General features: G+C 41.4%; 26 protein-coding genes. 13 read left to right on the top strand and 13 right to left on the bottom strand.

Translation table 11 applies throughout. The features are described from left to right. Window positions 1-261: 261 nt before the first annotated feature. From BM308_RS07445 to BM308_RS07410, 8 genes are all read left to right on the top strand, one after another. Window positions 262-1,266, top strand: coding sequence for a dihydroxyacetone kinase subunit DhaK (locus BM308_RS07445; RefSeq protein WP_074944163.1), 1,005 nt, complete (start codon window positions 262-264; stop codon window positions 1,264-1,266). A 15-nt stretch (window positions 1,267-1,281) separates the two neighbouring features. Continuing rightward, window positions 1,282-1,908: a dihydroxyacetone kinase subunit L gene (locus tag BM308_RS07440; RefSeq protein ID WP_074944161.1), complete on the top strand. Its 627-nt coding sequence runs from the start codon at window positions 1,282-1,284 to the stop codon at window positions 1,906-1,908. A gap of 364 nt (window positions 1,909-2,272) precedes the next feature. Next, complete coding sequence (locus tag BM308_RS07435) at window positions 2,273-3,235, top strand: tripartite tricarboxylate transporter substrate binding protein (protein WP_074944159.1); 963 nt, start codon at window positions 2,273-2,275, stop codon at window positions 3,233-3,235. Between the two features lie 100 nt (window positions 3,236-3,335). Continuing rightward, on the top strand, window positions 3,336-3,812 hold the full coding sequence (locus BM308_RS07430; protein WP_074944157.1) for a tripartite tricarboxylate transporter TctB family protein: 477 nt from the start codon (window positions 3,336-3,338) through the stop codon (window positions 3,810-3,812). A gap of 11 nt (window positions 3,813-3,823) precedes the next feature. Beyond that, a complete protein-coding gene (locus BM308_RS07425; RefSeq protein ID WP_074944154.1) occupies window positions 3,824-5,344 on the top strand; it encodes a tripartite tricarboxylate transporter permease in 1,521 nt (506 codons plus the stop codon). A gap of 30 nt (window positions 5,345-5,374) precedes the next feature. Beyond that, window positions 5,375-6,349 carry a bifunctional 4-hydroxy-2-oxoglutarate aldolase/2-dehydro-3-deoxy-phosphogluconate aldolase gene (eda, locus tag BM308_RS07420; RefSeq protein WP_074944152.1) on the top strand — a complete coding sequence of 325 codons (975 nt, stop codon included), beginning with the start codon at window positions 5,375-5,377 and terminating at the stop codon, window positions 6,347-6,349. Between the two features lie 61 nt (window positions 6,350-6,410). After that, a complete protein-coding gene (locus BM308_RS07415; protein ID WP_074841204.1) occupies window positions 6,411-7,304 on the top strand; it encodes a dihydrodipicolinate synthase family protein in 894 nt (297 codons plus the stop codon). A gap of 437 nt (window positions 7,305-7,741) precedes the next feature. Next, complete coding sequence (locus BM308_RS07410; RefSeq protein ID WP_074944150.1) at window positions 7,742-9,070, top strand: ATP-binding protein; 1,329 nt, start codon at window positions 7,742-7,744, stop codon at window positions 9,068-9,070. A 67-nt stretch (window positions 9,071-9,137) separates the two neighbouring features. On the opposite strand, the gene BM308_RS07405 is transcribed toward BM308_RS07410, so the two are convergent. From BM308_RS07405 to BM308_RS07385, 5 genes are read right to left on the bottom strand one after another with little or no spacing between them, the layout of a single operon-like run. Beyond that, window positions 9,138-10,163, bottom strand: coding sequence for an ABC transporter permease (locus BM308_RS07405; protein ID WP_074944149.1), 1,026 nt, complete (start codon window positions 10,161-10,163; stop codon window positions 9,138-9,140). Further along, on the bottom strand, window positions 10,153-11,664 hold the full coding sequence (locus BM308_RS07400) for a sugar ABC transporter ATP-binding protein (RefSeq protein ID WP_074944147.1): 1,512 nt from the start codon (window positions 11,662-11,664) through the stop codon (window positions 10,153-10,155). The genes BM308_RS07405 and BM308_RS07400 overlap by 11 nt, the downstream gene beginning before the upstream one ends. An 18-nt stretch (window positions 11,665-11,682) precedes the next feature. After that, window positions 11,683-12,744 (bottom strand): substrate-binding domain-containing protein, encoded by a 1,062-nt coding sequence (locus BM308_RS07395; protein WP_074944145.1) that lies wholly within the window; start codon window positions 12,742-12,744, stop codon window positions 11,683-11,685. Between the two features lie 27 nt (window positions 12,745-12,771). Then, window positions 12,772-13,692, bottom strand: a complete 921-nt coding sequence (locus BM308_RS07390) for a sugar phosphate isomerase/epimerase family protein (RefSeq protein ID WP_074944143.1) — start codon at window positions 13,690-13,692, stop codon at window positions 12,772-12,774. Window positions 13,693-13,700: 8 nt separating this feature from the next. Beyond that, a complete protein-coding gene (locus BM308_RS07385) occupies window positions 13,701-14,738 on the bottom strand; it encodes a Gfo/Idh/MocA family protein (protein ID WP_074944142.1) in 1,038 nt (345 codons plus the stop codon). 279 nt (window positions 14,739-15,017) lie between these two features. Between BM308_RS07385 and BM308_RS07380 the strand changes: the two genes are divergently transcribed. Further along, window positions 15,018-16,016: a LacI family DNA-binding transcriptional regulator gene (locus BM308_RS07380; RefSeq protein WP_074944140.1), complete on the top strand. Its 999-nt coding sequence runs from the start codon at window positions 15,018-15,020 to the stop codon at window positions 16,014-16,016. 85 nt (window positions 16,017-16,101) lie between these two features. On the opposite strand, the gene BM308_RS07375 is transcribed toward BM308_RS07380, so the two are convergent. From BM308_RS07375 to BM308_RS07360, 4 genes are all read right to left on the bottom strand, one after another. Next, window positions 16,102-16,752 (bottom strand): hypothetical protein, encoded by a 651-nt coding sequence (locus BM308_RS07375; RefSeq protein WP_074944138.1) that lies wholly within the window; start codon window positions 16,750-16,752, stop codon window positions 16,102-16,104. A 465-nt stretch (window positions 16,753-17,217) separates the two neighbouring features. Next, window positions 17,218-17,679, bottom strand: a complete 462-nt coding sequence (locus BM308_RS07370; RefSeq protein ID WP_083425490.1) for a cupin domain-containing protein — start codon at window positions 17,677-17,679, stop codon at window positions 17,218-17,220. A gap of 12 nt (window positions 17,680-17,691) precedes the next feature. Further along, window positions 17,692-18,117 carry a MarR family winged helix-turn-helix transcriptional regulator gene (locus BM308_RS07365; RefSeq protein ID WP_074944136.1) on the bottom strand — a complete coding sequence of 142 codons (426 nt, stop codon included), beginning with the start codon at window positions 18,115-18,117 and terminating at the stop codon, window positions 17,692-17,694. Window positions 18,118-18,128: 11 nt separating this feature from the next. Next, complete coding sequence (locus BM308_RS07360) at window positions 18,129-19,004, bottom strand: hypothetical protein (RefSeq protein ID WP_074944134.1); 876 nt, start codon at window positions 19,002-19,004, stop codon at window positions 18,129-18,131. Window positions 19,005-19,263: 259 nt separating this feature from the next. On the opposite strand from BM308_RS07360, the gene BM308_RS07355 reads away from it, so the two are divergent. Further along, a complete protein-coding gene (locus BM308_RS07355; protein ID WP_074944132.1) occupies window positions 19,264-19,830 on the top strand; it encodes an acyloxyacyl hydrolase in 567 nt (188 codons plus the stop codon). Window positions 19,831-19,898: 68 nt separating this feature from the next. Here the strand turns inward: BM308_RS07355 and BM308_RS07350 are convergent, their stop codons facing one another. Then, window positions 19,899-20,216, bottom strand: a complete 318-nt coding sequence (locus BM308_RS07350; RefSeq protein ID WP_074944130.1) for a thioredoxin family protein — start codon at window positions 20,214-20,216, stop codon at window positions 19,899-19,901. Between the two features lie 247 nt (window positions 20,217-20,463). Here BM308_RS07350 and BM308_RS07345 point away from each other — a divergent pair, with 247 nt between their 5' ends. Next, window positions 20,464-20,919 carry a MarR family winged helix-turn-helix transcriptional regulator gene (locus BM308_RS07345; protein WP_074944128.1) on the top strand — a complete coding sequence of 152 codons (456 nt, stop codon included), beginning with the start codon at window positions 20,464-20,466 and terminating at the stop codon, window positions 20,917-20,919. Here the strand turns inward: BM308_RS07345 and BM308_RS07340 are convergent. Continuing rightward, on the bottom strand, window positions 20,916-21,770 hold the full coding sequence (locus BM308_RS07340) for an aldo/keto reductase (RefSeq protein ID WP_074944126.1): 855 nt from the start codon (window positions 21,768-21,770) through the stop codon (window positions 20,916-20,918). The genes BM308_RS07345 and BM308_RS07340 overlap by 4 nt on opposite strands. A gap of 641 nt (window positions 21,771-22,411) precedes the next feature. Between BM308_RS07340 and BM308_RS07335 the strand changes: the two genes are divergently transcribed. Beyond that, the gene (locus tag BM308_RS07335; protein ID WP_074944124.1) at window positions 22,412-22,600 is read left to right on the top strand and encodes a hypothetical protein; all 189 of its coding nucleotides are present in this window, start codon (window positions 22,412-22,414) and stop codon (window positions 22,598-22,600) included. Window positions 22,601-22,806: 206 nt separating this feature from the next. On the opposite strand, the gene BM308_RS07330 is transcribed toward BM308_RS07335, so the two are convergent. Then, window positions 22,807-24,411 carry a methyl-accepting chemotaxis protein gene (locus BM308_RS07330; RefSeq protein WP_074944123.1) on the bottom strand — a complete coding sequence of 535 codons (1,605 nt, stop codon included), beginning with the start codon at window positions 24,409-24,411 and terminating at the stop codon, window positions 22,807-22,809. 323 nt (window positions 24,412-24,734) lie between these two features. Between BM308_RS07330 and BM308_RS07325 the strand changes: the two genes are divergently transcribed. After that, the gene (locus BM308_RS07325) at window positions 24,735-25,643 is read left to right on the top strand and encodes an Rpn family recombination-promoting nuclease/putative transposase (RefSeq protein ID WP_074944121.1); all 909 of its coding nucleotides are present in this window, start codon (window positions 24,735-24,737) and stop codon (window positions 25,641-25,643) included. Window positions 25,644-25,829: 186 nt separating this feature from the next. Here the strand turns inward: BM308_RS07325 and BM308_RS07320 are convergent, their stop codons facing one another. After that, entirely contained in the window at window positions 25,830-25,970 is a 141-nt protein-coding gene (locus tag BM308_RS07320; protein WP_373604445.1) for a transposase, read from the bottom strand. Between the last annotated feature and the right edge of the window lie 13 nt (window positions 25,971-25,983).

Genomic DNA, 25,983 nt, shown 5'->3' with positions numbered 1-25,983 from the left:
TTATTTTTAATTTCTCTATAAATGGTCCTCATTATTTTATTTATGTGAATATTCTTATCTAAAACAGCAAAAAAACTACAATAATTCAAAGGCTAATTCCTTTTGTTGTTGGATAGTGATCAAAAAAATATACAAAAGCCGGTGCTAGAATAATTTACGGTGCCTGAATTTAATCTTTATTTACAACAGACAATAACGACACATAAAGAAATAGGCTTTTTACACCTCAGTAAGGTTAAATACATTAAGGAGTAAACTATTATGCAACGTCTTTTAAACAAACCAGAGAATTACGTTGATGAGATGCTTGAAGGTTTATATGCAGCATCTCCTGACAAGGTTACCTATGTAAATGATGACAAGCGCTGCCTGGTTTCCAAGTATAAGAAAAAGGGCAAGGTAGGCTTAGCCACCGGTGGCGGTTCAGGTCATCTTCCTCTGTTTTTAGGCTATGTGGGCAAAGGCCTTTTAGACGGCTGCTGTGTCGGCGGTGTATTCCAGTCCCCAAGTCCGGAGCAGATGCTGAATGTAACCAAAGAGATTGATCAGGGGGCCGGTGTTCTATATATCTACGGTAACTATGGCGGCGATATCATGAACTTCGATATGGCCAAAGATATGGCTGATATGGAGGATATCGAAGTCCGTCAGGTGGTTGCAGGTGAAGATGTTCTGTCTGCTCCTAAGGATAAGGCTGACAAGCGTCGTGGCGTTGCCGGTATCTTCTATGTGTACAAGATTGCAGGCGCTGCAGCCGAGGCAATGAAATCCTTAGATGAGGTTGAGCGTCTGGCCCGCAAGACCTGTGAGAATGTCCGTACTGTGGGTATGGCTTTATCTCCTTGCATTATCCCAGAGAAGGGTAAGGCAAACTTCGAGCTTCCTGAGGGCAAGATGGAAATCGGTATGGGTATTCATGGCGAGCCTGGCATTAAGCTAGAGGATTTAAAGAGTGCCGATGAGATTGTGGATACCATGCTTGATCCTATTCTAGCTGATCTTCCATACAAGAGCGGTGATGAGGTTTCTGTGCTGGTTAACGGTCTAGGCGCAACTCCACGTGAGGAGCTTTATATCGTCTACCGTCGTGTAAGTCAGATCCTAAAGGAAAAGGGTATCAAGGTCTTCAATGTCTATGTTGGTGAGTATGCAACCTCCATGGATATGGCCGGTATGTCAATTTCTCTTCTGAAACTCGATGAGGAGCTTAAGACCTACCTGAAGATGCCTTTTGACACTCCGTTCATGACTCAGAATCAGCTGTAGTGAAAGGAGCTTGATATGGCATTTACCAAAGAGAATTTTATAGCCTTTCTTGAGGCTGCCTCCGCTCTTATGGAGGAGAATAAGCAGTTACTGATTGATCTTGATTCTGCACTAGGTGACGGTGATCTGGGCCTTACCATGACCGCAGGCTTTGCTGAGGCTCTCTCCTTTGCAAAGAGCAGTGCCGAAACTGATTTAGGCAAGCTTGCTGCTCAGACCGGTATGGCAATGTCCAAAAAGGTTCCTTCCACCATGGGAACACTTGTTGCCAGCGGCTTTATGGGAGCCGGCAAGGCTGTTAAAGGTAAGAGTGAGCTTAGTGATGAGGAGACTGCGCTCTTTTTCACTGCCTTTTCTGATGGCGTATGCAACCGTGGCAAGGCAGCCGTTGGTGACAGAACCATTGTGGATGCTTTAAAGCCAGGCTCTGAAGCCTTTGCTACCGCCATAAAGGAAGGTAATGGTCTGCATGAGGCTGCCGAATTAGCTTATGAGGAGGCAGAGGCCGGCAAAGAGAGTACCAAAGAGCTTTTAGGTAAGTTCGGCCGTGCCGTCTATTATGGTGATAAGGTACTAGGCGTAGTTGATCAGGGGGCTGTTGTCGGTGCCTTAATCTTCAAGGCTTTGGCAAAGACTCTATAAAGCATCGATATTAGAAATTTCTCCTTACTCAAGACTGTAGTTTCTGTTCTGGAAACTGCAGTTTTTTTTACTCGATCACAAAATCGAAAGAAAGTTCTTTCACCCCAGTTATTTACATAAAAAGGCAAAAAACCTTTATTTATCACGGTAGTTTTCTTAGAACATCGTTCTCTAATTTAGAAAATCGTTGTAATTTTTTTTACCCCAAAGATAAGAATATTCACCTTTTTTTGCTCAAAGCCGGATAAGGTTATAACTCGCTTAATTTTTTGGGAATCCGTCACACATCTGCGATTTAATTTAATCCAAACTAGAATTGTAAAAAATTTTTTCTTTAAGAAATTTTACATAAGGAGTTTTTACTATGTTAGGAAAGTTTGTTAAGTGCGCTCTAGTAGGTGCCTGCCTTGCTACCTTTGGTCTGCAGGCAGCTAATGCTGATGCTAATTTCCCACGCAAGCAGCTGAATATCGTTGTTCCATATGCTCCAGGTGGAGCTTCTGACACCGTAGCCAGAATCTACGGCAAGGAGATGGAGAAGGTATTAGGTAAGCCTGTAACTGTTACCAACAGAACCGGTGCTTCTGGTGCAGTTGGTCTTGAGTCTGTAAAGAACAGCCGTCCAGACGGTTACACCTTAGCTTACATGCCTGTTGAGTCAACCATGATTTCAGCTTTAGGCCTATCAACCATTTCAAGTGAAGATTTCACCTTCGTATGCCGTGTTATGACCATCCCTGCAGCTATCACCGTTAAGGCAGATGCTCCATGGAACACTCTTGAAGAGTTCTTAGCTGATGCCAAGAAGAACCCAGGCAAGATCATGGTTGGTAACTCAGGTGCAGGTTCAATCTGGCACGTAGCTTCAGCTGCTTTAGGCCAGGCTGCAGGTGTTCAGTTCAACTATGTTCCATTTGACGGTGCAGCTCCAGCTGTTGCAGCTTTACTAGGCGGCAACATTCAGGCTGTAGCAGTATCTCCATCAGAGGTTAAGGCTAACGTTGATGCAGGTCAGTTCAAGGTATTAGCAGTATTAGGCGACAAGAGATCAAATGTTGTTCCTGATGTAAAGACTTCTAAGGAATTAGGCCTAGACGTTACCGCTATGGGCTGGGGTGGCTTCGCTGTTCCAAAGGGAACTCCTGAGGACGTAGTTAAGGTTCTGGTTGATGCTTCAGCAAAGGCTGTTCAGACTGACGCTGTTAAGAACCTTCTAAAGGAGCGCGGATTTGAGTATGCATACCTAAACGGTGCTGATGCAGATGCTTTCGCAAAAGATCAGCTTGCTAAATACAACGCTCTAATCCCACAGCTGTTAAGCAAGTAATTTCAATAAAGCCCCTTGATAAACAAGGGGTTTTAAATTTAACCGCATATAACATCAAAATAATAATAACTAACAAACAGATAAATATAAGGAAAGTCTTATGAAGGGAAACGGAGATGCCATCATTGGTGGACTCTTTGTACTCGCAGGACTTGCGTTTCTGGTCCCTGCCATCGGGTACGGTCTGCTTCCACCTCCTGGTTTATTCGGTCTGGGAGCCGGTTTCTTTCCAACGGTAACTTCAGCGTTTGTAATCTTCTTTGGATTATGGATTGTCTATGACGCCATCTCCAAAGGCAGCAGTATCTATTTTCAGGGTGAGGAAGATCTGAAGAGAAAAGGCAAGATTATGGCCTTTATGTTTGCAGTATTTGTATCTTTCCTGGCTCTATGGGTAATTGTCGACAGATTTATGGAAAGCTCCATGGGGTTCTTTGTCGGCTGTTCAGCCATGCTTTTAACTTTTAATCATATATTCGGTAGAACCTTAAAGTTCAATATTATCTTTACCGCAATATTTATCGGCCTTCTATACGGAATCTTCTATAAGCTTCTGTATATTCAGTTTACATTGTAGGAGAACATCACATGGATCTGTCATTATGGATGAGCTCCTTGATGGCGCTTTTAACACCGGAGGTTATCGCCTTTAACCTGTTCGGTGTGGTTGTAGGTTTACTAATCGGTGCTCTGCCTGGTCTTTCAGCCACCATGGCAATTGCAATTCTAACCCCAATTACTTTCTGGTTTGAGCCTCAGTGCGGCTTTGCCATGCTGATCGGTGTCTGGAACGCAGCAATCTTTGCAGGCGGTATCTCAGCAATTCTGATCAATACTCCAGGTACTCCGGCTTCAATCGTATCAACCTTTGACGGTTACAGAATGTTCAAGCAGGGAAAGGGCGGTCTGGCCTTAGGACTTAATGTGCTGTATTCAGCCTTCGGCGGTATTCTGTCCACTATCTTCCTGATTTTCCTTTCTTTCCAGATTGCAAAGTTCACTGTAACCTTCGGTCCTACCGAGTACTTCATGCTGGCTTTCTTCGGCCTTATCATGATGATTTCGGTATCCGAGAACAATGTTGTAAAGGGAATGGCCATGGGCTTTTTAGGTCTGACCATTTCCTGCGTAGGTATTGATCCTATTCTGGCTTCAAAGCGTTTCACTATGGATACCACCGCTCTGGTTGCAGGCGTAAGCTTCCTGCCTGCCATGATCGGTATGTTCGGTATCGGTGAAATCCTCAATCAGATTTTCGAATTCAGCAAGAAAAAGGAAGCTGAGGCCAATGCTCAGATTGAGCTGGTTAAGAAAGGCGGAAATCTTGGTCGTATACTGCCAACCTGGGCTCAGGTAAAGCAGTTCTTCAGACCAACCCTGATTGCAGGTACCGAATCCACCATTATCGGTGCTATTCCTGCAGCTGGCGGTGACATTGCCTCAATTATCTGCTGGGGACAGGCAAAGCGTATGTCCAAGCATCCTGAGGAGTACGGTAACGGTTCCCCTGAGGGCTTTGCGGTGTCCTGTACTGCTAACAACGGTGTTTTAGGCGGTGCTCTGACCACTATGCTGACTCTGGGTATTCCTGGTGATGCCGTAACTGCAATTCTGATTGGCTCTCTGATGATGTACGGTATGCAGCCTGGTCCTAAGATGTTTACCGAGCACGCTGACTTTGTAATGCAGATTATGCAGCTGATGCTTTTATCCAACCTGGTATTCATCGTAATCGGTCTGCTCTCTGCAAAGCTATCAGCAAGAATCCTAAATGCAAAGCCTCAGACCATCTGGGTATCTGTAATTGCTCTGTGCGTGGTTGGTTCCTATGCTCTGAACAACTCCTTCACCGATGTGCTGATCATGGCTTTCTTCGGTATCGCAGGTTTCTTCTTCAAACGCGGTAAATATCCGGCAGGACCTTTCATCCTTGGTCTGCTTTTAGGTGGAATGCTTGAATCCAATCTGCGTAGAGCCCTGGTTATGTCTCACGGAAGTCTGATGATTTTCTTAGAGCGTCCTGTAACTTTAGTACTGTGCATCATGATTCTTCTGACCCTGTTCTATCCTCTGATAAAAAAGAAGCTCAAGGGCAAGAGATTCTACTAGCTCAGAAATAATGGAATAAGAAGGTAAAAAATGACTGTTGATAAAAACAACATCCTAAAGCAGATTTCTGAGATCGGAATGATTCCGGTACTCACAATCGACAAGAAGGAAAGAGCTCTGCCACTTGCAAAGGCTCTTTCAAAAGGCGGTCTTCCTCTGATGGAGGTTATGCTCAGATCAGAGGATGCTCTGGCCTGTATTGAGATTATTTCAAAGGAACTGCCTGATTTTATTATCGGTGCCGGAACTGTGCTCACTGTAGAGCTTGCCCAAAAGGCTATTGATGCTGGCGCTATGTTCCTGGTTGCCCCGGGCTTTAACCCTGAAGTGGTCAAATATGCCCTGGAGCGTAATATTCCTATTGTGCCTGGAACTGTAACTCCAACCGAGGTTGAGGCTGCAAGAGCTTTAGGAGTACATACCTTAAAGTTCTTCCCTGCAGTTCAGCAGGGCGGTCTTGATACCATGAAGCTTTTAAGCGGTTCCTATCCTGATGTGCGCTGGGTTCCTACAGGAGATATGACCAGAGATCTGGTTAGGGAATATCTTCCATTCTGCAAGATTGCTGCAACAGGTGGTGATTTCATGCTCAAGTATGACGATATCCACTCTGACAACTATGAAAAGATTGCTGCTGATGTGGAAGAAACCATTCTTCAGTATCTTGATCTGAGAATTGATCATTTCGGTTTCAATTCCAGCGGTTCTGTTGAGGCCAACGCACTTGCCTCAAAGCTTGGGAGTGTGTTCCATCTTGGAATCGATCATCATGCCCACAGTACCTTTGCCGGCAAGCTCTTTGAGGTCTGTCATGAACCGGTTGCTGAGTCTTTAGCTCATATCGGTATCGGTTCAAGGGATGCTCTTCGTGCCTATCACTATCTGAAGCGCTGCGGAATTGAGTTTGATGAGAACTCCCTTAAGTTTAAGGAAGATGGCCGTCTTTATAAGGCTTATCTTAAGGAGAGAATCGGTGGCTTTGCCTTCCATCTCTTCCAGAGCTGATATGAAAGAATAACTTTTAACTTTTTGTAAATAAGAATAAAAATCCAATAGGAGTAATATCATGAAAAAAATGTTTGGCGTTATCAATGCTATGACAACACCTTTCAAAGAGGATGGTTCAATTGATGTGGAGAGCCTGAAGAAGCAGGTTGACTTCCAGATTGAACACGGCACCAACTGTTTGTATCCACTGGGCACAACCGGTGAGATGTACCTTCTGTCTGTTGAGGAGCGTAAGCTGGTTGCTGAGACTGTTGTTAAGCATGCTAATGGTCGTGCCATTGTCTATATTCATGTTGGCGCTATGACCACCAAGGACGCCTGTGAGCTTGCAGCTCACGCTGAGAAGATTGGTGCAGACGGTATCGGTGCTGTAACTCCAAGCTTCTTCGGTGCCAATGAGAGAGCTCTTCTACAGTATTACAAGGATATCTCTGCTTCTGTAAGCCGTGATTTCCCAATCTACCTATATTCAATTCCTCAGTGCTCCGGTAACGATATTCTTCCAGAGGTTGCTGAGAAGATTGCCAAGGCTTGTCCAAATGTTATTGGTATCAAGTACAGCTACCCAGATATGGTTCGCATCTTAAACTACATCAACATCAATAACGGTGATTTCTCCGTTCTTGTTGGTCCTGACCGTCTGTTCTATGCAGGCCTGTGCTCAGGTGCTGAAGGTACAGTTTCAGGCTGTGCAGGTCCTGTACCAGAGGTATTCACTGCAATCTATAAAGCATGGAAGGAAGGCAAACATGATGAGTGCCGTAAGCTTCAGAAGAAGGCTAATGAGGTTATCTCCATCATCAAGGCCGGTGCAGACATGGGTATCTTCAAGGATGTGTTAAAGCGTCGTGGTGTTGTAGCTAACGGCTTAATGCGCAGACCATTGGTTGAGATTGAAAAATCTGAAGGCGATGAGATCTGGAAGGCATTACAGCCATACCTGGAGAAGTAATTCTCTTTAGGTTGTAAGTCCGTTGTTTGGGGAAGCAACGGACTTGAAGAAGGTCAGATGTAACAGTCTGGCCTTTTGTTTTTTTAATTTGTGTTCTGATTGTGTACAGATATGTGTAACTTTTGCTTTAATTAATAAAAAGCAAAGACTTTGAAAAATATTAAGTAGAAAAGGATATGGAATATCTTTGAACGAATAACGTTGATCTTTTCATCAAATCCATTGAGCAAAAGCGAATAAAGGATAATTTGTCATCCATTCATCGTTTCTATAATCTGACATAGAAAGTCTTGCTCCTTTTAATGGTAAAGACATTTATATGTATGACTTTATGTAATGTTTTGCATTTAAATGTAGGAGTTGGATAAAAAATTTAAATCGCTTGTACTATAATTAATATTATTCAAAGACTTTGAAAAATATTAAGTAGAAATTATATGGAATACAGAAGAACAAAATACGTTAATCGTTTAATAGATAGAAAAAATAACGGTCTGATTAAAGTCATTACCGGAGCAAGACGTTCTGGCAAGTCCTACTTATTAAATGAACTATTTTATTCAAGCCTTATTGCTCAGGGAATTTCTAAGAAAAACATCATTAGGTTCTCTTTTGATTCTGATGAGGATATTGATTTACTTGATGAGTACCTTAAAGACACTCCGTCAAAAATCAAAAGTACGAATAATGAGATAGAAGTTAATTCCAAAAAGTTCAGAGCATATATAAAAGACAAAACAAACGAAAACGAGGACTTTTATCTGTTTTTAGATGAGATTCAGATTCTTGAGAATTTTATCGGCACATTAAATGGTCTTTTAAAACACAAGAATTTTGATATTTATGTTACAGGTTCGAATTCAAGATTCTTATCATCTGATATCGCAACTGAATTTAAAGGAAGAGGAACAATTATTCATGTTTTGCCGCTGGTTTTCTCTGAATATGTGGAAAATACCCAGCAGGATATTACTAAAGCCTGGAAAGACTATATTGTAACAGGAGGAATTCCGCTTGTTGCAAATATGCAAAGCGATGAAGAAAAGAATAATTACCTTAAGCTGTTAGCTGAGGAAACATACCTTAAGGATATCATTCAAAGACACAATTTAAAAAAGAAGAATGAGATAGGGGATACTTTCAATATATTAGCCTCAACAATTGGAGCTCCATTAAATATCAGGAGAATAACCAACACCTTTAAAAGTGTTATGAATAAAGATATCTCTGAGTTGACCATTTCAAATTTTATTGATTATTTTGAGGATGCATTTGTTATTTCTAAAGCTCAAAAATATAACATCAAAGGAAGAAAATACATCGGCTCTCCATTTAAGCTTTATTTTGAGGATGTTGGAGTTAGAAATGCTCGTTTAAACTTTCGTCAGATAGAAGAAACTCACCTTATGGAAAACATTATTTACAACGAGCTAAGATATAGAGGCTTCAATGTTGATGTTGGAGAAGTGAATGTCAGCGAAAAAACAGAGCGAACAGATGTAAACGGCAAAAATATTTATGAACAGAAAAAACTAGAAGTCGATTTCGTAGCAACCAAAGGAAACGAGAAATATTATATTCAATCCGCTCTATCAATGAGTGATCCTGAAAAACAGCTTCAGGAAAAAAGAAGTCTTTACTATATTGATGATTCATTTAAAAAAATTGTTGTGTCCAGAACCGGACTTAAACCTTCTTTTGATGAGAAAGGAATTCTTGTTGTGGATCTCTTTGATTTCCTTTTAGATGAAAGGTATATGACTTAACAAATTTACAAAAAAAACCACTATCAATGGATAGTGGCAAAACATATGAAATTACAACAATGTAAGGTTAACTGGAAGCTTTCGCCTTCATAATGGAAAATCTTTCCTTAAGCTGTGGGCCTGCAACCTGAATCAGGATAACAATAATCAGGATGATTCCCTTAACAGCATCGTTGATCAGTGAGTCCATCTTCAGGGCGATAATAATCTTGTCGATTACGGTATATGACAGGGCTCCGAAAAGAATACCCAGACATCTGCCTTTACCGCCGGCCATACTGATACCGCCAAGTACTACTGCAGCAATTGCGTACATCTCATAGCCTGAACCTGTGGTTGCAGGATCAGAGGATGCGTTCATGGCAATCCACAGGAAGGATGCTACACCCACCAGACCACCGGTAATCACGAATACTGAGGTCTTAATCAGACGTACATTGATACCGGCCATAAAGGCACCCTTGTAGGAGCTTCCCACTGCATATACTTTCTTGCCGTACTTGGTTGACTCAAGGAGGTATACGAAAGCCAGGGTAAATACAATCAGTACGATTCCGACTATTGGCAGGGTGATGAACTTGGAGTTACCGAAGGTGAACATGCTCTGGAACATGTCATGCTTGGTGATCATTCTGTAAACTGAGCTGCCGCCACCTGCTAAAGCCTTGTCTATATGCTGGCAGATATACTGTGCAAAAGAGCGGAAAATCAGCATGGTAGCCAGGGTTACGATAAAGGAAGGCATTTTTACAATACCCACCAGTACACCGTTGATAAGTCCGCAGAAGCAGCCAAACAGAACTGAGAACAGCAGGGTTAAGGTAATACTGTCTGTGGCATTGAAGACTATAACACTAAGTCCGCTTACCATGGCCAGCATGGAGCCCACAGATAGGTCGATTTCTGCGGTTATACAGACCATACCCATACCGATGGCAATTACACCGATAACAGCTGAGTGACGCAGAATATTCATGGTGGCATTCAGAGTAAGTCCACTACTGCTTGAGGCGTAAACCAGAAATATTACTATAAAAACAAATACATAGCTGTATTCGCGCCAGGCACTGGCAAGCAGCGAATTATTCTTCATTTTCTACCTCTGTCTGTTCTTGTATTGAATTTGTTGAATACATCATGATGGTGTGTTCCTCAATCTGCTCATGAGGAAGTACCTTCACGATTTTTCCGTCGCAGAATACGGCGCAGTAGTCCGCCACCTTCTGCAGTTCCGGAATCTCAAGGGTATTAACCAGGATGGTCTTGCCTTTTTTTGCCAGCTCTAAAATCAGTTTATAGATTTCAGCCTTGGCACCCACGTCGATACCCTGAGTAGGATTGTCAAAAAGCAGGATCTGCGCATCAGTGTTCAGCCATCTTGCAATGAAAACCTTCTGCTGATTACCGCCTGATAAGGAGGTTATAGGCAGAGTTGCTGATTCGGCCTTAAGATTCATCAGATCACGATATTTCTTGTATTTCTTCATCTCTTCCATATTGTTGATATGGAATTTGCCTGCACTTAAGGTATGCTCTGCCAGATACATATTCTCAAGGATATTCATATCCGGAATTACAGAGTTCTCCTTTCGGTTTGCTGGGAGCAGGGCAATGCCGTGCTTCATGGCCGCATGTACGGAGGCAGGAGGCAGTTCGTGGCCTAAGACTTTTACGCTTCCGCCAGAGCGCAGAGTAGTACCGAACAGGCACTGCATCAGCTCACTGCTGCCGGAGCCTTCAAGTCCGGTCATACCGACAATCTGTCCTTTCTTTACCTCAAGATTTACATCATGGAACCCTGGACCTGTAAGATTCTTAATTTCAAGGACTGTTTCACCGGTTTCACGTTTTTCATAGATGTCAGAAGAAGTTCCGCTTTTTCCGACCATAAGTTTGGTAATCTCGTCCGGAGTGGTCTCGCTGATTTTTCCTTCAGCGATATACTGTCCGTTTCTGAATACTGTGTATGTATCACAGTACTTAAAGATTTCAGGCATCTTGTGGGAAATGAAAATAAAGGAGATGCCCTGTTTCTTCAGTCCTTCGACGATGGAGAACAGATGTTCTACCTCTTCGTTGTTGAGCGCGGTTGTAGGCTCATCGAGAATTAGAAGTTTTGCTTTGAAAAACAAAGCTTTGCTGATTTCCAGAAGCTGCTTGTCACTGGTTTTCAGATCAGCGACCAGAGCCTTTGGATCAATTGATACGCCAAGTTCTGCAAAGAGCTCTTCGCATCTTTTAATCATCTCCTTCTTTTTCAGATGACCAAGAAAACCGGAGAGTTCCTTACAGATAAAAATGTTTTCAAATACCTTCAGATCGTTGAAAAGATTAAGCTCCTGATGCACGAAGGCTATGCCCAGCTCTTCAGTTCTGCTTACGGAGAGCTTTTCAAGTTTCTGACCTTCAAAATAAATCTCACCGCTGTCCTTTGGTATGGTACCGGTAAGAATATTCATCAATGTAGATTTACCTGCTCCGTTTTCACCGAGAAGGGCGTGAACTACGCCCTCCTCAACTTCGAGCTCTACATCTTTTAGCACAGGGACTCCGTTGAAGGATTTACAGATCCTGTGCATCTGCAGCAGAGGCATAATCAGTATCTCCTGATCTTAATTGAAGGACTTGAAGTCTTTAACGTTTTCAGCGGTTACGTTGTGGCACTCGATCACGTGATCCTGAGTAACCTTCTTGCCGTCAAGATAATCAACCATATCCTGCTCAGCAGTCTGGATCATTGATGGGCTGTAGGTAACTGACATGATGCCGCCTAGCTTTGAAGCGATATCCTTGTAATCTTCACCGCGGATTACGCTGTAGATTTCCTCAAGACCTCCGCAGCCGGTAATGAAAGGCTTGTGAGAGTAGAACTTGTCCTTGGTGCTCTCATCGATACCGCCGCCACGCAGAGCCTCTAAGATACCCATAGCCAGCTCGTCATCCTCAGCGTAGAACCACTTGATGTCAGCATTTGAAACTTCACCCATTAGAGACTCAAAGGAGGTCTTGGTGGATGAACGGCTCCAGTTCATAGCACCTGAGTAGGTTATGTTCTTTAGCTGTTCCTCTGTCCACTTCTTATTGTCAGCAATCTTCTTGCCGTTGAACTCTTTCTTGCCGGATAGGTACTCAACAAAGCCTCTGTTGCGAAGTGTGGTAACAGATGAGGTATCACCCTCGTAAACGTAAATCTTGTCACCTGGTTTCAGACCGTTGTCAACAAAGTATGAAGCTGCACCGGCACCGATACCCTCGTTGTCACCCTTAACGTTTGAAACAGCGGTATTGGCAACGCCGTCAATGATACGGTCGAAGGCAACATATGGGATCTCAGCGTTTACAATCTGCTGGATGCCTGACATTACGGTATCATCGATAGGCTGAATTACGATACCTGCAAGCTTCTTGTCGCCCTGAGCGATGATATCCTCGATCTGATTGATCTGATAGCCGGCGTTGTCACAGGTGATAACATTAACGTCATACTTGCCCTGAGCTGTGATTTCCTTTGCCTTCTCCTTAGCGAAGGTTGCAACTGAACCTGTCCAGCCGTGATCTTCTGGTGAGGTTAAAACAATGATGTTCTTGTCTGCAGCAAAAGCAGGTGCACTGAACATAGCGGATAAACCGCCGGCAACAACTGCTGCAATAACGCTTTTCTTGAAGTTATTCATATGTAGCTCCTTAGTTTGTCTGATTTTTTAGATAACGAAATTTCTCATATAGTGGTAAGACAGTTTGAGGCTGTCCAGAATTCTTTCCTTTGAATCCTCAAAGGCGCGATCCTCGACCTCTACACAGGCGTAGCCGTTGTAGCCGATATCGGTAAGAGCGCTTACAAATCTTGAGAAGTTGACATCGCCAAGACCTGGCAGCTTAGGTGCCATGAAATCCAGAGGATAGGCAAGAATGCCGACCTGGTTGAGCTTGCTCTTTATAACCTTGAGGTCTTTGAAGTGAACGTGGAAGATTCTGTCCTTAAACTCATAGACAGGCTCAACATAGTCAATCATCTGCCATACAAAATGGGAAGGATCGTAGTTGATTCCCAGATTGTCATAGTCAAGGATTTCAAAAATCTTCTTCCAGTTGTGAGGGGTGGTCATCAGATTCTGACCGCCCGGCCACTGATCCGGACCAAAAAGCATAGGGCAGTTTTCAATTGCGACCTTTACTCCCTGCTCCTTTGCAAGATCCATAATCTCAGGCCAGACTTCCTTAACAATCAGAAGGTTATCCTCAAAGTTCTTGGTCTGGTCACGTCCGATGAAGGTGGTTACCATGTTGATGCCTAGAGCGTGACTTGCTCTGATGACATTCTTTAAATGCTCTACATTGTCGTGACGTTTCTTTAAGTCAGGATCAAGTGTATTTGGATAGAAGGCCAGAGATGAGATTTCAACCCCGTTGTCTTTTGCTACAGTAAGCACATGCTTTGCATAGCTTTCATCCTGTAATACCTTCTCACAGTTGATGTGGGATACACCTGCATAACGTCTTTCTGCCTTAGCCTCAGGCCAGCAGGCTACCTCAACACACTGATAACCGATTTTCTTGGCTGTGGCCATCATCTCTTCGTATGAATAGCCATCTAAAATAGCACTGACAAATCCCAGTTTCATATCTGCTCCTAATCCTTAATCTCGATTCTTCTGCCGCTCTCTGAGGACTCTATTGCGGCAAATACCGCCTTCATGGCTCCAAGCACGGATTCACCGTCAATTAAAGGCTTGTGACTGTTTTCAATGCAGTCCACAAAAGCATCGATAATGCCGGTGGAGGTCTGATTGTCATTGGTCTGAATCTTGTCCAGATCGTATTTGACGGTGCTGCCGTCAGCGCCTACAAGTTCAATTGAACAGTCCTTTGAATCATAGATTCTCAGTATTCCCTTCTGTCCGTAGATAATTGTGGAGTTGTCCTCTCTGCCGTAGAAGGTCCAGGACGCGGTCATGGTGCCGATTACTCCGTTCTCCATTTCATAGATACAGAATGCATTGTCATCCACGCTTACAGGATTGCCCTTGGCATCCTTCTTATCGATGGTTGCAATCTTTGCGGTGACAGCCTTAATTCTTGAGCCCACCAGATAGGAAATCAGGTCGGTCTTGTGAACACCGAGATCACCTAAAGCGCCCATTGCAGAACGATTCTTGTCAAAGAACCAGCTGGTAATGCCCGGATCAATACTCCAGGTCTCAGGACCGCCGTGACCGAAGGTGGTTCTAAAGGAGATAATCTTTCCGATTTCACCTTTTTCAATAAGCTCTTTTGCCTTTGCATGAGCCTTGGCCAGACGCTGGTTCTGATCAATCATGAGCTTGAGGTTGTTCTTCCTGGCAAGCTCAACTATCTTTATACAGTCCTCAAGACTTGTGGCCATTGGCTTTTCTAAAAGCACATGCTTATGATTCTCTAAAGCCTTCAGAGCATGCTCAGCGTGTACGGTATTGGCACTGCAGATGCTGACAGCATCAAGCTTTGGATCTTTAAGCATTTCATCCAGAGAATCATAGGCCTTTCCATGATATTTCTCTGCAAGAGCCTGTGCTCTTTCTTTGTTCAAATCGAAGAAAGAGGTAATTTTTACATTATTATTGTTAAGATATTCTGGAATATGGCGAATCTGTGCGATCTTGCCGCAACCGATTATTCCTACATTCAACATAAAATCACCTTTGTTTGTCTGATAAGTTTTCTGAAATATTTTGAAATAATTTCATAAAATTTTCAGTAAATATAATTTTTAGAAATCGTTTTTACAAATGAATTAGTTTTATAATTGGCGTCAAATCACAGTTTAAAGATTATTTGAACTTAAAATGGATTATTCTGAAATGTTTCATGGATTTTGAAATATGATTTTGCTTTATAATATCTGCCATTATTTCTGAAATCATTTCAATACAAGAATTACATAAACCAAAAATACAAACTGGGGATATATATGAGAAACACACGCTATAAGACACATGAGATTGCAAAGCAGGCAGGAGTTTCACCTGCAAGTGTTTCCCGCGCCATCAATCATCCTGAGCTTCTAAGCGAGGAATCCTTAGAGAAGATCAAAGCCACCATGCAGGCTATGGGCTATGATCTGAATGAAATCTTTCATAATGAGTTCAAGGACATCATTCTTATCAACTTTCCTCATGGAACCAATCCTTTCTACGAGGAGGTTATTGCCGGCATAATCAGTTCCGCTGAATGTAACGGCTATTACACTCTTTTAAACTACACCAAGCTGGATGAGAACAATATCGACGACTTTATCAGAATGCTGCGTGTGGCCAAGGTTAAGGGAATTATCACCCTAAGTCAGATCTCATCTGAGATTCTGTACATGATTAACGCTGTGGTACCGGTGGTTCAGTGCTGCGAGTTCAATGACCGCACCACACTTCCATATGTAAGTATTGATGACTATATGGCAGCAAAGAATGCGGTTAAATATCTGATTGCCTCGGGCAGAAAGAAAATTGCCTTTTTAAACGGACCAAAACGCTATAAGTATTCCCGTGAGCGTCTTAGAGGTTTTCTGGATGCCTTAGCTGAAGAGGAAATCACCATTCCTGAAGAGTGGATTATGCATGTTCCTCATATTGAATATCAGATGGCAGATACTCTTATCAGCAGGGTGCTTGCAGATGACAACAAACCTGATGCCGTATTTGCTTCCTCGGATGTTCTGGCTGCAGCTGTGGTGAACCGTGCTGTCTACAGTGAGCTTAAGGTTCCGGATGATCTGATGGTAATCGGTTTTGACAACATCTCTTTGTGTCAGGTTGTAAGACCTTCCTTGACTTCGGTACATCAGCCTAAGCACAAGCTGGGCTTTACCGCCTGTGAAATGCTCAATGAGAAGATTAAGGGAAAGACTTTAAAGGTTAACGAAGTGCTGCTCTCTACAGAGCTGGTGATAAGAGGCTCAACAGAGCATCAGTAATCTCAGGTTGCAAATCCATTAATGTAAAAAGGCACAGAGCATTAAATACTAATGTTTCTGTGCCTTGTGGTATTCTGAATCTCTGTTATTTCTGTCCGGGCGGCTCCACTCTGGAGTCAGTCTGTAATTTGTATAGTGTTCCATAAAGGTCATTTGCATTCTTATATAGCTGGCATCGGTATTCGCAGTTTTCAAAGGTGCTGCTGTTTTCTCTCAGCTCTTTATCGTACTTGTTTCTGGCTAGAAGCCTCTGATGTTTATTGTAGATATATTCAGCAGTGAACACGTTCTTATTGAGTATCTCATCCAGATCAAGGGTAATTCTGGCTTCATTCTTTATAAAGAAATATTTCTTTTCAACCCAGGCTGCGCCTGAGAACTTATAGTTTCTGACAACATTGTTATCGTCTAGCTCAAGAAATATATTCTTGGTCATCTTAGGGATCAGGGTAGATTTCTGACCGAAGGACATGGTTCCTTTTATGACGTTGTTGCTGAAATCCTCAGTAAAGGCTTTGTTTACAAGGTTAAAGCCGGCAATCTTTCTACCATCTTCGGTAACTGAGATAAAGGCAGGCTCTCCTAGTAACAGCATGGCATCACTGAGAGTGGTTTTGTTTTTCTCGATGGAGGCTGCAACACGTCCTGCATCGAGATTGTTATCCTGGTTGGAGGTGTTCTTGCAGCCGGAAATGAGTGCAAGAGCTACTCCTATAGGAATAAAGAGTTTTAGCATGTCCAAAATCCTTGAAGTTCAAATATTTTTGTTCTAATTATTTTCTAAGTCTTTTCTGATATGGAAAATCAAAAAAGCGCCTAATACTAGCACCTAAAAATATGTTTGACAATTAGATTTTGGGGCAAAAATTAAAAAAATATTATTGAATAATAAAGAAAAATTTAAAAATATTTACATTTGCACTTTAAATAAAAAGTGCAATATTTATTGCCTTTTTAGCTTAAAACTGCAATCTATTAAGATAGGGTAATATGTATTTTTTTATATCTGAATCTCAACAAAGTGTGATTTAACCGGCATCTGAAAGATAAGTATGGTGAATTTTGTTATCGGTTATATGAATTTTTGTTATAGATTATTTTCAGTTGAATATTATGTATTGTCGGGTTTGTATTGTTTAATATTCATAAAAAATGACAGGCTTAAAGCCTGTCTCTAGCAAAACTTAGGGAAATGAGAATATTACAGAATCTCACCGTCAGTCATGGTATAACCTTCAAGTGAGTTGCGCTTGGTCTGAATACAGATGTAGCAGAGGCCTTTATCTCCTGATGACAACTTGCGCACACCTTGTGGATCAATTCTCATTACAGATCCTTCCTTCAGTGAATAATCCCTGCCATCTACGGTCATGGTGCCGTTTCCAGAAAGTACCAGATATACTTCTTCATTGAGCTTGTGTTTGTGAGAAAATGGTCCAACTGAGTTTGGTTCCATGTAACCAAAGGACATTTCCATTCCTGTAAATTTCAGAAGATCCTTTAAGAAAAGCTTTGCATTCATGGTCAGTTTGGCATCAGGACACTCCATGACATAGTCCTTAATACCGGTAAATTCACCGATATCTGCAAAGGATACGTTCTCTGCATTAACCTGATTCTCTGGTTTCTTTGAGTTTTCGGATAAGATACATTCTAATGACATTTTTTGTTTCCTTTAATTTGAAAATCCTGATATAGCCTTTTCGAGAAGTTTCTCCAGAAGTAAGGCCTCATCTTCTGTAAGATTCTTTGTAACCTTGCGATTTATTTCTGTGCCGATCCTGTTAAATAGATCTTCGTAATCCAGACCTTTCTGCGTAAGAGTTACCAGGGTAATTCGACTGTCCCTGTCAGATTTGCTTCTCACGACAAGTCCTAGTTTTTCCAGTTTGTCTACAAGGACAGTTGTTGTTGCTTTAGTCCTTTTTATACGTGCTGCCAGTTCCTGCATTGATAGAGTCTTGTCATGATATAGGTTTAAAAGAATTCCTCCATGAGAGGGTACAATTCCTTTAAGCCCATTATCTTTTAGCAGTTCTTCGATATATTCGTTTGCATAACGTCGAAGATTTGAGGATAAATCAACAATATTGTGTTCCATAATAATCTCAATTACTTTTTGAATAGCATGGATGCGGACATTTCCAGATAGTTCTCTCCTTTGTATGAAGGAAAGGCTTCTTTTACCGCACTAATGAATTCCTGTCGGTTTAGGCTTTTATCTGCAAGTTCCTTAACTTTCTTAAGATAAACCAGCTTCTGCATAACACCTGCCTGGGTTTCCGGCATATAGTGTGATGTCATAATCAGATCATAATTATCATTCTGTATCTTTTCAAATCTTAAAATTTCAGATTCGATAGCTTCCTTTGAAGGCAGAATGTTGTGAACATCTGACCCCATCATATGCGTATAGACTGCATTGATTTCTGGAATAGCCACATCAAAATGACCTTCGGTGGTTTTACCGTCAAGGATCTTGAAGTTTATTCCTGCAAGAGAAAGTTCATCTCCGATTTTTATTTTGTTTGCTGTTTCTGGCATATCAGAGGCCACTTTATCTTCGCCGAATCCTGATACAAACTGTTCGGTCAGAGACTTAACACTGCCTTCGTTCCAGCTTTTTACAGCTCCGTCAGTGGCGTAGACGGTACTCTTATAAGTCGTGTAGCCATTAGGATGATAGGATAGAAGTTCACCTTTCAGATTTTTATTAAGTCCTTTCAGGTAGTCATTAAAGCATTCGACATTCTTCTTTAAAACTGTGGATTCTAATAGCACCAGACCTTTGTCTGTTTCAAAAGCATATAAGACATCACCCAGAGGATCCTGTGTATTGTATACGTGCATTTTTATATTTTTGTAATCATATACATAAACAATGCCCTCAGATAGCTTAGTCTCTGTAACGTTGTAGTCAGAAGCCACTGCAGCTGGACCGGTTGTTATAAGTAATGAAAGAGCAGAAAGCTTTAGTACGGAATTCATAATCATCACCTCAAAAGGAAATTACTAAAAAAAAGATTAGATGTCTAACTAACCTGTAAATAAATATAATTAGATATCTAACTAAATGCAAGTAAAAAATGTTATCTATGTCTGTTTCTGTTTGTTTTTGCAGAAAATATTCTTGATATAAATCTGTGTTTGAGAGCTTGATCGGTTAATTATTTTCTCTGTCTGTTAAAATTTTTAATTAGCTTATCTAAGCTAATATACCCATAAAAATAAAGACAGGATTTCAAGAATGATAACTCTGAACAAACTAAGTAAGGCATGTGTTGTCTCTTCTCTTTTATTTATGGGCTCTCTTGCTTACGCAGAGACTTCCTGTGTTGAGGGCTGGGATTTTCAGGCAGAATATTTAAAGCACAAAAAGTCTAATAAACACGTGGATAACTATAATCTGCATGTTTATAAACATTTCTGGAACAACGACTATCTTTCCTTCTATTACGGTGGTACCGCAACCATAGCAAACGGTTATATGAATAATAAAGGAATTAAAGATAATTCAGATGCTTTTGGTATCGGTCCTTCTATTCTAGGTCGTCTTGAATTTAATCCATTTGGAAACTTCTATACCGGTCTTGAGCTCGGAGGCACTATGCGTTTCTTCACCAAGTCTCATCCAGCAGGAGGCCGTGCCTACGATTTTCTGTGGAGAGTCGGTCCTCGTTTTAGCTATAAGCTGAATAATGATTCTGCAATTGGTTTAAGCTTCCTGTATGCTCATGCATCTAATGGTATGAGTTCACATAACCCTGGCTATGAGATGCTGGGTGTAAATCTTGATCTTGAGTATAAGTTCTAAGACAAAAAATGCCTGAAAGTCTCTTTCAGGCATAGGATACTGTTGGTTATTTTTAGTTCTCTTGCTTACTACAGGTAGGTCTTTACGATCTCACCTAGATCCTGCTTGGAAAGGGCTCCGACCTTTCTTAAAACTTCCTTTTTGTCCTTGAATACAAGTGTAGTTGGTATGCTGGTGATTCCAAAACTGCTTACAAGATCAGCTGCTTCATCTGCATCTGCATAGCACAGCTTAATCTCTGGATTTTCAGCTGAAAACTCCATTACGCCTGGTCTCATGACCTTGCAGTGACCACACCACTCGGCACCGACAAACATCATCTTGAAGCTGTCATCACCTAATACTTCCTTATCAAAATTATCAGAATTAACTGGCATCATTGACATAATAAATTCCTCTCACTTGTATAATTAACTTTACTGTGTATAATTATATAGTAAAATTTAATTGTGTCAAATTAAATCTAATAAAATATCAAAATAATTTTAGAGCAGTATTCAGAATAAGCTGTTCAAAGCCTGTAAAAGCTAGAAAGAACAGAGAAAACTGCTAAAATAAAAAACATAAGAGTGAATTAGCTCTGTCTTCAGGACAGAGGACTTAAAGTTTTTTTTCACCTTGGATTATTAAGCTATGACTAAAAAAGATAAGAACGATCCTCTGCTTTTGGAAAATCAGGTCTGTTTTCCCCTTTATGCCTGTGCCAGAAGAGTAGTTAACTCCTATGTGGGCTTACTTAAGGATCTTGATCTGACCTACACCCAGTATGTAACCATGATGGTGATGTGGGAGCATGAGAAGATTTCAGTAAAGGATTTGGGTGCAAAGCTTTATCTGGATTCAGGCACTCTGACTCCGGTCATCAAGAAACTCTGCACCATGGGACTTATCAGGAAATACCGTGATGAGACAGATGAGCGTGTGGTAATAGCTGAAATTACTGATGAAGGCCGTATGCTCAAGGCAAAGGCTCATGATATTCCCGAGAAAATCTGCTGCAAAATCACTGATAACTGCAGCAGTTTTACCATGGAGGATGCTCAGCAGCTCAAAGCCCTGTTATTAAAGCTGCTCTGCAGTGTGGACTAGCAGACATCCAGCGGTACCTTATGATCCGGGGCAGGAAAGGCCTGATTTAAAAGCTCCAGCTCCTCCTCGGATAAGGTAATGTTTCTTACCGCCGCATTTTCAAGAGTATGTCTGGCGCTTGAACTTCTTGGAATTGCAATCATATCTTCATTTGCCAGTACAAAGGCCAGCAGTACCTGAGACGGACTCAGGTTATGATTGCGGGCTATCTTAAGGACGGTTTCATCCTGAAGAATTCCCCTTGAAAGAGAGCCGCCCTGAGCTAGCGGACAGTAGCTCATTGGATAGATGTCCTGCTTTTTCATGTAAGGCAGGAGATCGTACTCAATTCCACGGGAGCCCAGATGGTATAGTACCTGATTTACAACGCAGTTCTTACCGCCGCTGTGTTCAACCAGCTCAATCATATCCCCGGTATCAAAATTGGAAACACCCCAGGAGCGGATTATCCCCTCCTCAACAAAGCGTTCCATGCTCTCTACCACTTCAGGGAAGGGAGTATCTCCAATCCAGTGATAGAGATACATATCAAGATAATCAGTCTGAAGACGTCTCAGAGAGTGCTCCAGGGCTGAACGGATGTGGTTGCGTCCGGCATTGGATGGCAGCACCTTTGAAACCAGAAACAGAGAGTTTCGGTCATAATTTTTGATGGCACGTCCGACAAAGGACTCTGAACGGCCCATACCGTACATTTCAGCCGTATCAATCAGTTTTACACCGGAATCTATACCCATGCGGATAGCCTCATATTCGCCGCGGGCTTTTGAGGATTCTTCGCCGATATACCACATACCCATGCCAAGACGAGGCATTTTTAATCCGTTCTTTAAGGTTACAAATTCTTTCATACAAATAAATAGCCTTAGGTTAGTGACTGGTGAAAGCTGTGTCTGCTCAAACTGCGGTAGAGTTCTTTTGAGCATTGTCTGGCTGATATATGCCGGAGTTGATTGCTGCGGCACATAATATTCATGATACCAAAGCAGTGCTTATTCGTCTTGTTTTCAGAGCACAGTTTTGAAATTGCACTGTTTTGCACAAGATAAAAGAACTAAATCCATGATGTATTCAGGACCATAACATATATATCCGCTAACCTCTTGCCAGACATGGTTCTAAGCAAGACCTATAGTCTTAGGACAGGTTCTGCAAAGAGAGTTTTTTTAACTGTTTCTCAGTTTTTATGGAAAAACAAAAACTTTTGTGACGTGAATTCAATTATTTATTTTCATAGGCCTTAGATTTATTTACAATCAAGATAGCTAGGAGAAAATGCATGGTAAATAACGTTACCCTCTGTAGAGAATATATTTATTTACGTGAACTATTGACTGCTGCACATTTGAAATACGAGACAGTTCGTATATCAGGAGGTCATAGATATGTGCACAGAGACTTTGTCACCCCGATGTTAAACAGTCAGACATTACCGAGCGCAGACCGTTACACTTTATAGTTAACGGTTTTTTTGTGCCCGTAAGGAGCAAACATGGTCAGAGTCAAACAGTTTTTAGACGACTTTAAGAGTGGGTCTAAAAGAAGAAAGACATCTCTAGCGTTACAGCAGTTTGAGGAATGGCAGCGACAGAATTCCAATGTCATGATCATCAGACTTGAAGAATATGGAGAGAAGGGGAAAAGCTCAGTGATCTTCGTGGTATACGACGATCTGATATAGCCTGTAACCTCTACTGATAATGCAACAATAATACAGAGCCTGAGGTTCTGTAAGACTCCGTCATCACAAAAAAGCGGCATTTAAACTGCTTTCTCAGACAATCCATCACATCTCTTTTTTTTTAAGCATTTCTAGTGAAAAAATGTAAAAAAGGGAGAACTGCCAAAAATGAGGCTGTTCTCCCGGAATTGAGTGCTGAGAAATAATTAAACTCTGAATCTTGCCACCATATCTCTTAGTGAGTTCAGATTATGTACGGAATCATTAACCATTTCCTGTGCGCTGTTGACCATGGCTCGCAGATCCTGAGACTCACCGGTGATTCCCTGCATATTGGTTGAAATCTCTGATGTTGCTGTAGTCTGCTGTTCAGCAGCTGTAGCAATCTGAGTGATCTGACTGTTTACACTGGAAACCTGATCAATGATGCTGCCCAGCATTCCCTGAATATTGGTGGTCTGTCCTGACAGATTATCCATATTCTGCAGAGACTGCATCATAGACTCATTGGCAGTGTTGGCATCATTCTGGATGTTGGTAACCATCTTGATGATATCCTGAGTAGAGGTTGCTGTTCTTGATGCCAGGGCACGAACCTCATCCGCTACCACCGCGAAGCCCTTACCGGCCTCACCTGCACGGGCAGCTTCAATGGCGGCATTCAGAGCCAGCAGGTTGGTCTGAGAGGCGATATCCTCAATTGTCTGAACAATGGTACCGACTTTCTGGGACTGATCTACCAGAGCCTTAATCTGATCTGCATTCTGTCTTGTAGCCTCAACCTGAGCCTGAATGCTTTCAATGGTTCCGTTGATTTCGCTTACACCCTGCTCGGTTGTATTATTGGCATGTTCAGAAGCTGAAGCTGCACTCTGACAGTTCTTGGCGATGTCTCCTGTGGTTGAAACCATCTCATCAGAGGCTGCTGCAACTGTTACAGCCTTGCTTTCGGTGGTTTCTGCTGAATTATTGATTTTTATGGTGATGTTATTGATTTCATTGAAATCTGATACTGCTGTTGCCACAGAATCCTTGATCTTTGATACCAGATCATTCAGTTCCTGACGCATCGCATCGGTTGCACGAATCAGGGTTCCGAATTCATCCTTGCTGTTTGAGGAAATCTTGTGGGTAAGATTGCCGTCAGCAATTTCAGTTGCAGCCTTAACAGCCTTATCCAGGTTGTTAACTGTATAGTTGGTTACGGCATAGGCAATGATAATTGCCACTATACATGCGAAAATCAGTAGTCCTAAGGTGCAGTAGAAAGGTACGGTTGAAGTGTTTGACTCAATAGCCTGACCAGCCAGCTGCAGATGTGCCTCACCAAGCTTTGACTGATTGGTTTCTGCAATTTCAAAATTAGGATAGATTACCTTTCGGTATATGTTGGTGGCTCGTTCCTGATTCTTCTCCAATACTGCTGGAAGAAATTCTGAATTGAAGGCATCGTTAATTGCATTTACAGAGCCTTTAATAGCATTGGTGATCTGTGGATCGGTCTTGCCGGTCATGGCTTTCATGGAGTCGACAATGGTTGTAACCGCATCCTTCAGTTCTGTAACCTGTTTGTCACTAAGAGAGGCTACATCCCACTGGTAGTTGAAGAACAGTTTTGAAGCCTTGGTTAGAGCCTGCTGTCGGTTGTAGGTTCGACCATGTTTTACATTGATAATCTCGTTGACATAGGCAGAGGCATTATTGAAGTTATTCATGATGATAAGCGCTGTGATACCGATTATCAGCGTGAATAGAATTACAAGAAAGAAACCGCCCATGACTTTGAGTTTTACTGACAGTTTATTAAACATCTAACACCTCATCAGGTAACATGTCTTGTTTTGACAATACAAAAACTTTCTCAGTTAAGAGAATTTTCATATAAACAGTATAGTTGGAAATTTGAGAATTTTTTTTAATCAGACCTAATTTATTGAAATTTATCTGTAAATTATTTTTCTTAAGTAAATCCCAATATTAGCCTTAAATGCTGATTAAAAAAAAACATCTTCCTTATAAAACAAATAATTATCCGGAATTCTCGAAAAAAATGATATGGTTACGCGTAGGCCTGAAAATTTGTCGTTTATTATTTTTGTCCTAATCAGTCTAATCATTTTTGAGAGATATATGAATGAAAAATTTACATAACGATAATCGCGAAAAAATAATTCTAGCTGAGATTAATGCTGCAGGTCATATCAGTACCACTAACGATGCTTTTGCCAAGAAGCTTTTCTCTCATAAGGACATTCTCATTGATTTTTTAAATGCTATCTTACAACGAGATGGTGATAATCTAATTACCGATCTTATTTACACCGATACAGAGCAGCACGCAGAAAATTCTTATGAGAAAATCTCCAGACTCGATATCTGCTGTTCTCTGGCATCAGGAGAAAAAATTGATATTGAAGTTCAGGTTGCAAATGATCGCGGCTGGATAGGAAGAAGTCTTTTCTACTGGTCAAAACTTTATGTAGGATCGTTAATTAAAGGACAAAGCTACGATAAACTTAAACCGGTTATCTGTATCAATGTGCTGAGGTTCAATATATTTAAAGATGATGCAAGTCAGAATCCTCACTGTACTGCTAAAATCTGTAACGTAGAGAACAAAAATCCAATTACGAATCTGCTGGAGCTGCACTTTCTGGAACTTCAGAAGTTTAAGAAAAAGAAAGTCTCTGAAATGAGTCGCGCTGAAAAGTGGCTTGCCTACTTTTCTGGTAAGCTTACAATACAAGAGGAAGAGGCGATGCAGAGCGACCAGATTCTTGGTAAGGCAATCGATATAAGGAATAGCTTTATGAAAGATCCTGAAAATTATGAAGCATATTTGAATCGAGAGATGGAAATTCTTGATTATCAGAGCATGATGAGTCAGAAAATAGAAGAAGGACGTGAGGAAGGTCGAGAGGAAGCAACAATTAAGCACCTAAGAAGTTTGGTAAAGAACAAAAAGTTCAGTGTAGAAGATGCATTGACTTCTTTGGATATCCCAAAAGACCAGTGGGAGTCACTGAAAGCAAAGCTAAAGTAATCTCAAAAAATAAGAGGCTGACTAAAAAGTATGTCAGCCTCTTTCATTTTTCAAACATAGAATTTTGTTATTTCTAGGGAATTGAAATTTTCAAATACGATTTTGTTGAGATATTTATTTTGATTGGAGATTTTTAGAACTTTTAGAGAGATAAGGTGGGAAGCTTAAGGTATTTCTTGTTCTTTTTTAACTTATTACCGCATTCATTTCATTTCTTATATTGGCCCATTTTCTTATATTATGAGCCAGAGCCACAAGCCCAAATTCAATTATTACCTTCGCTTTAGATCGCAGTCTGAATCTTTTGAAACCGTGATTATATTTGATATCACCGAATACA

It is taken from the genome of Succinivibrio dextrinosolvens (genome assembly GCF_900116345.1).
GTDB classification, from domain to species: domain Bacteria; phylum Pseudomonadota; class Gammaproteobacteria; order Enterobacterales; family Succinivibrionaceae; genus Succinivibrio; species Succinivibrio dextrinosolvens_B.
Note: the sequence above shows the minus strand (reverse complement) of the source record. Positions and strands in the feature narration are given on the sequence as shown.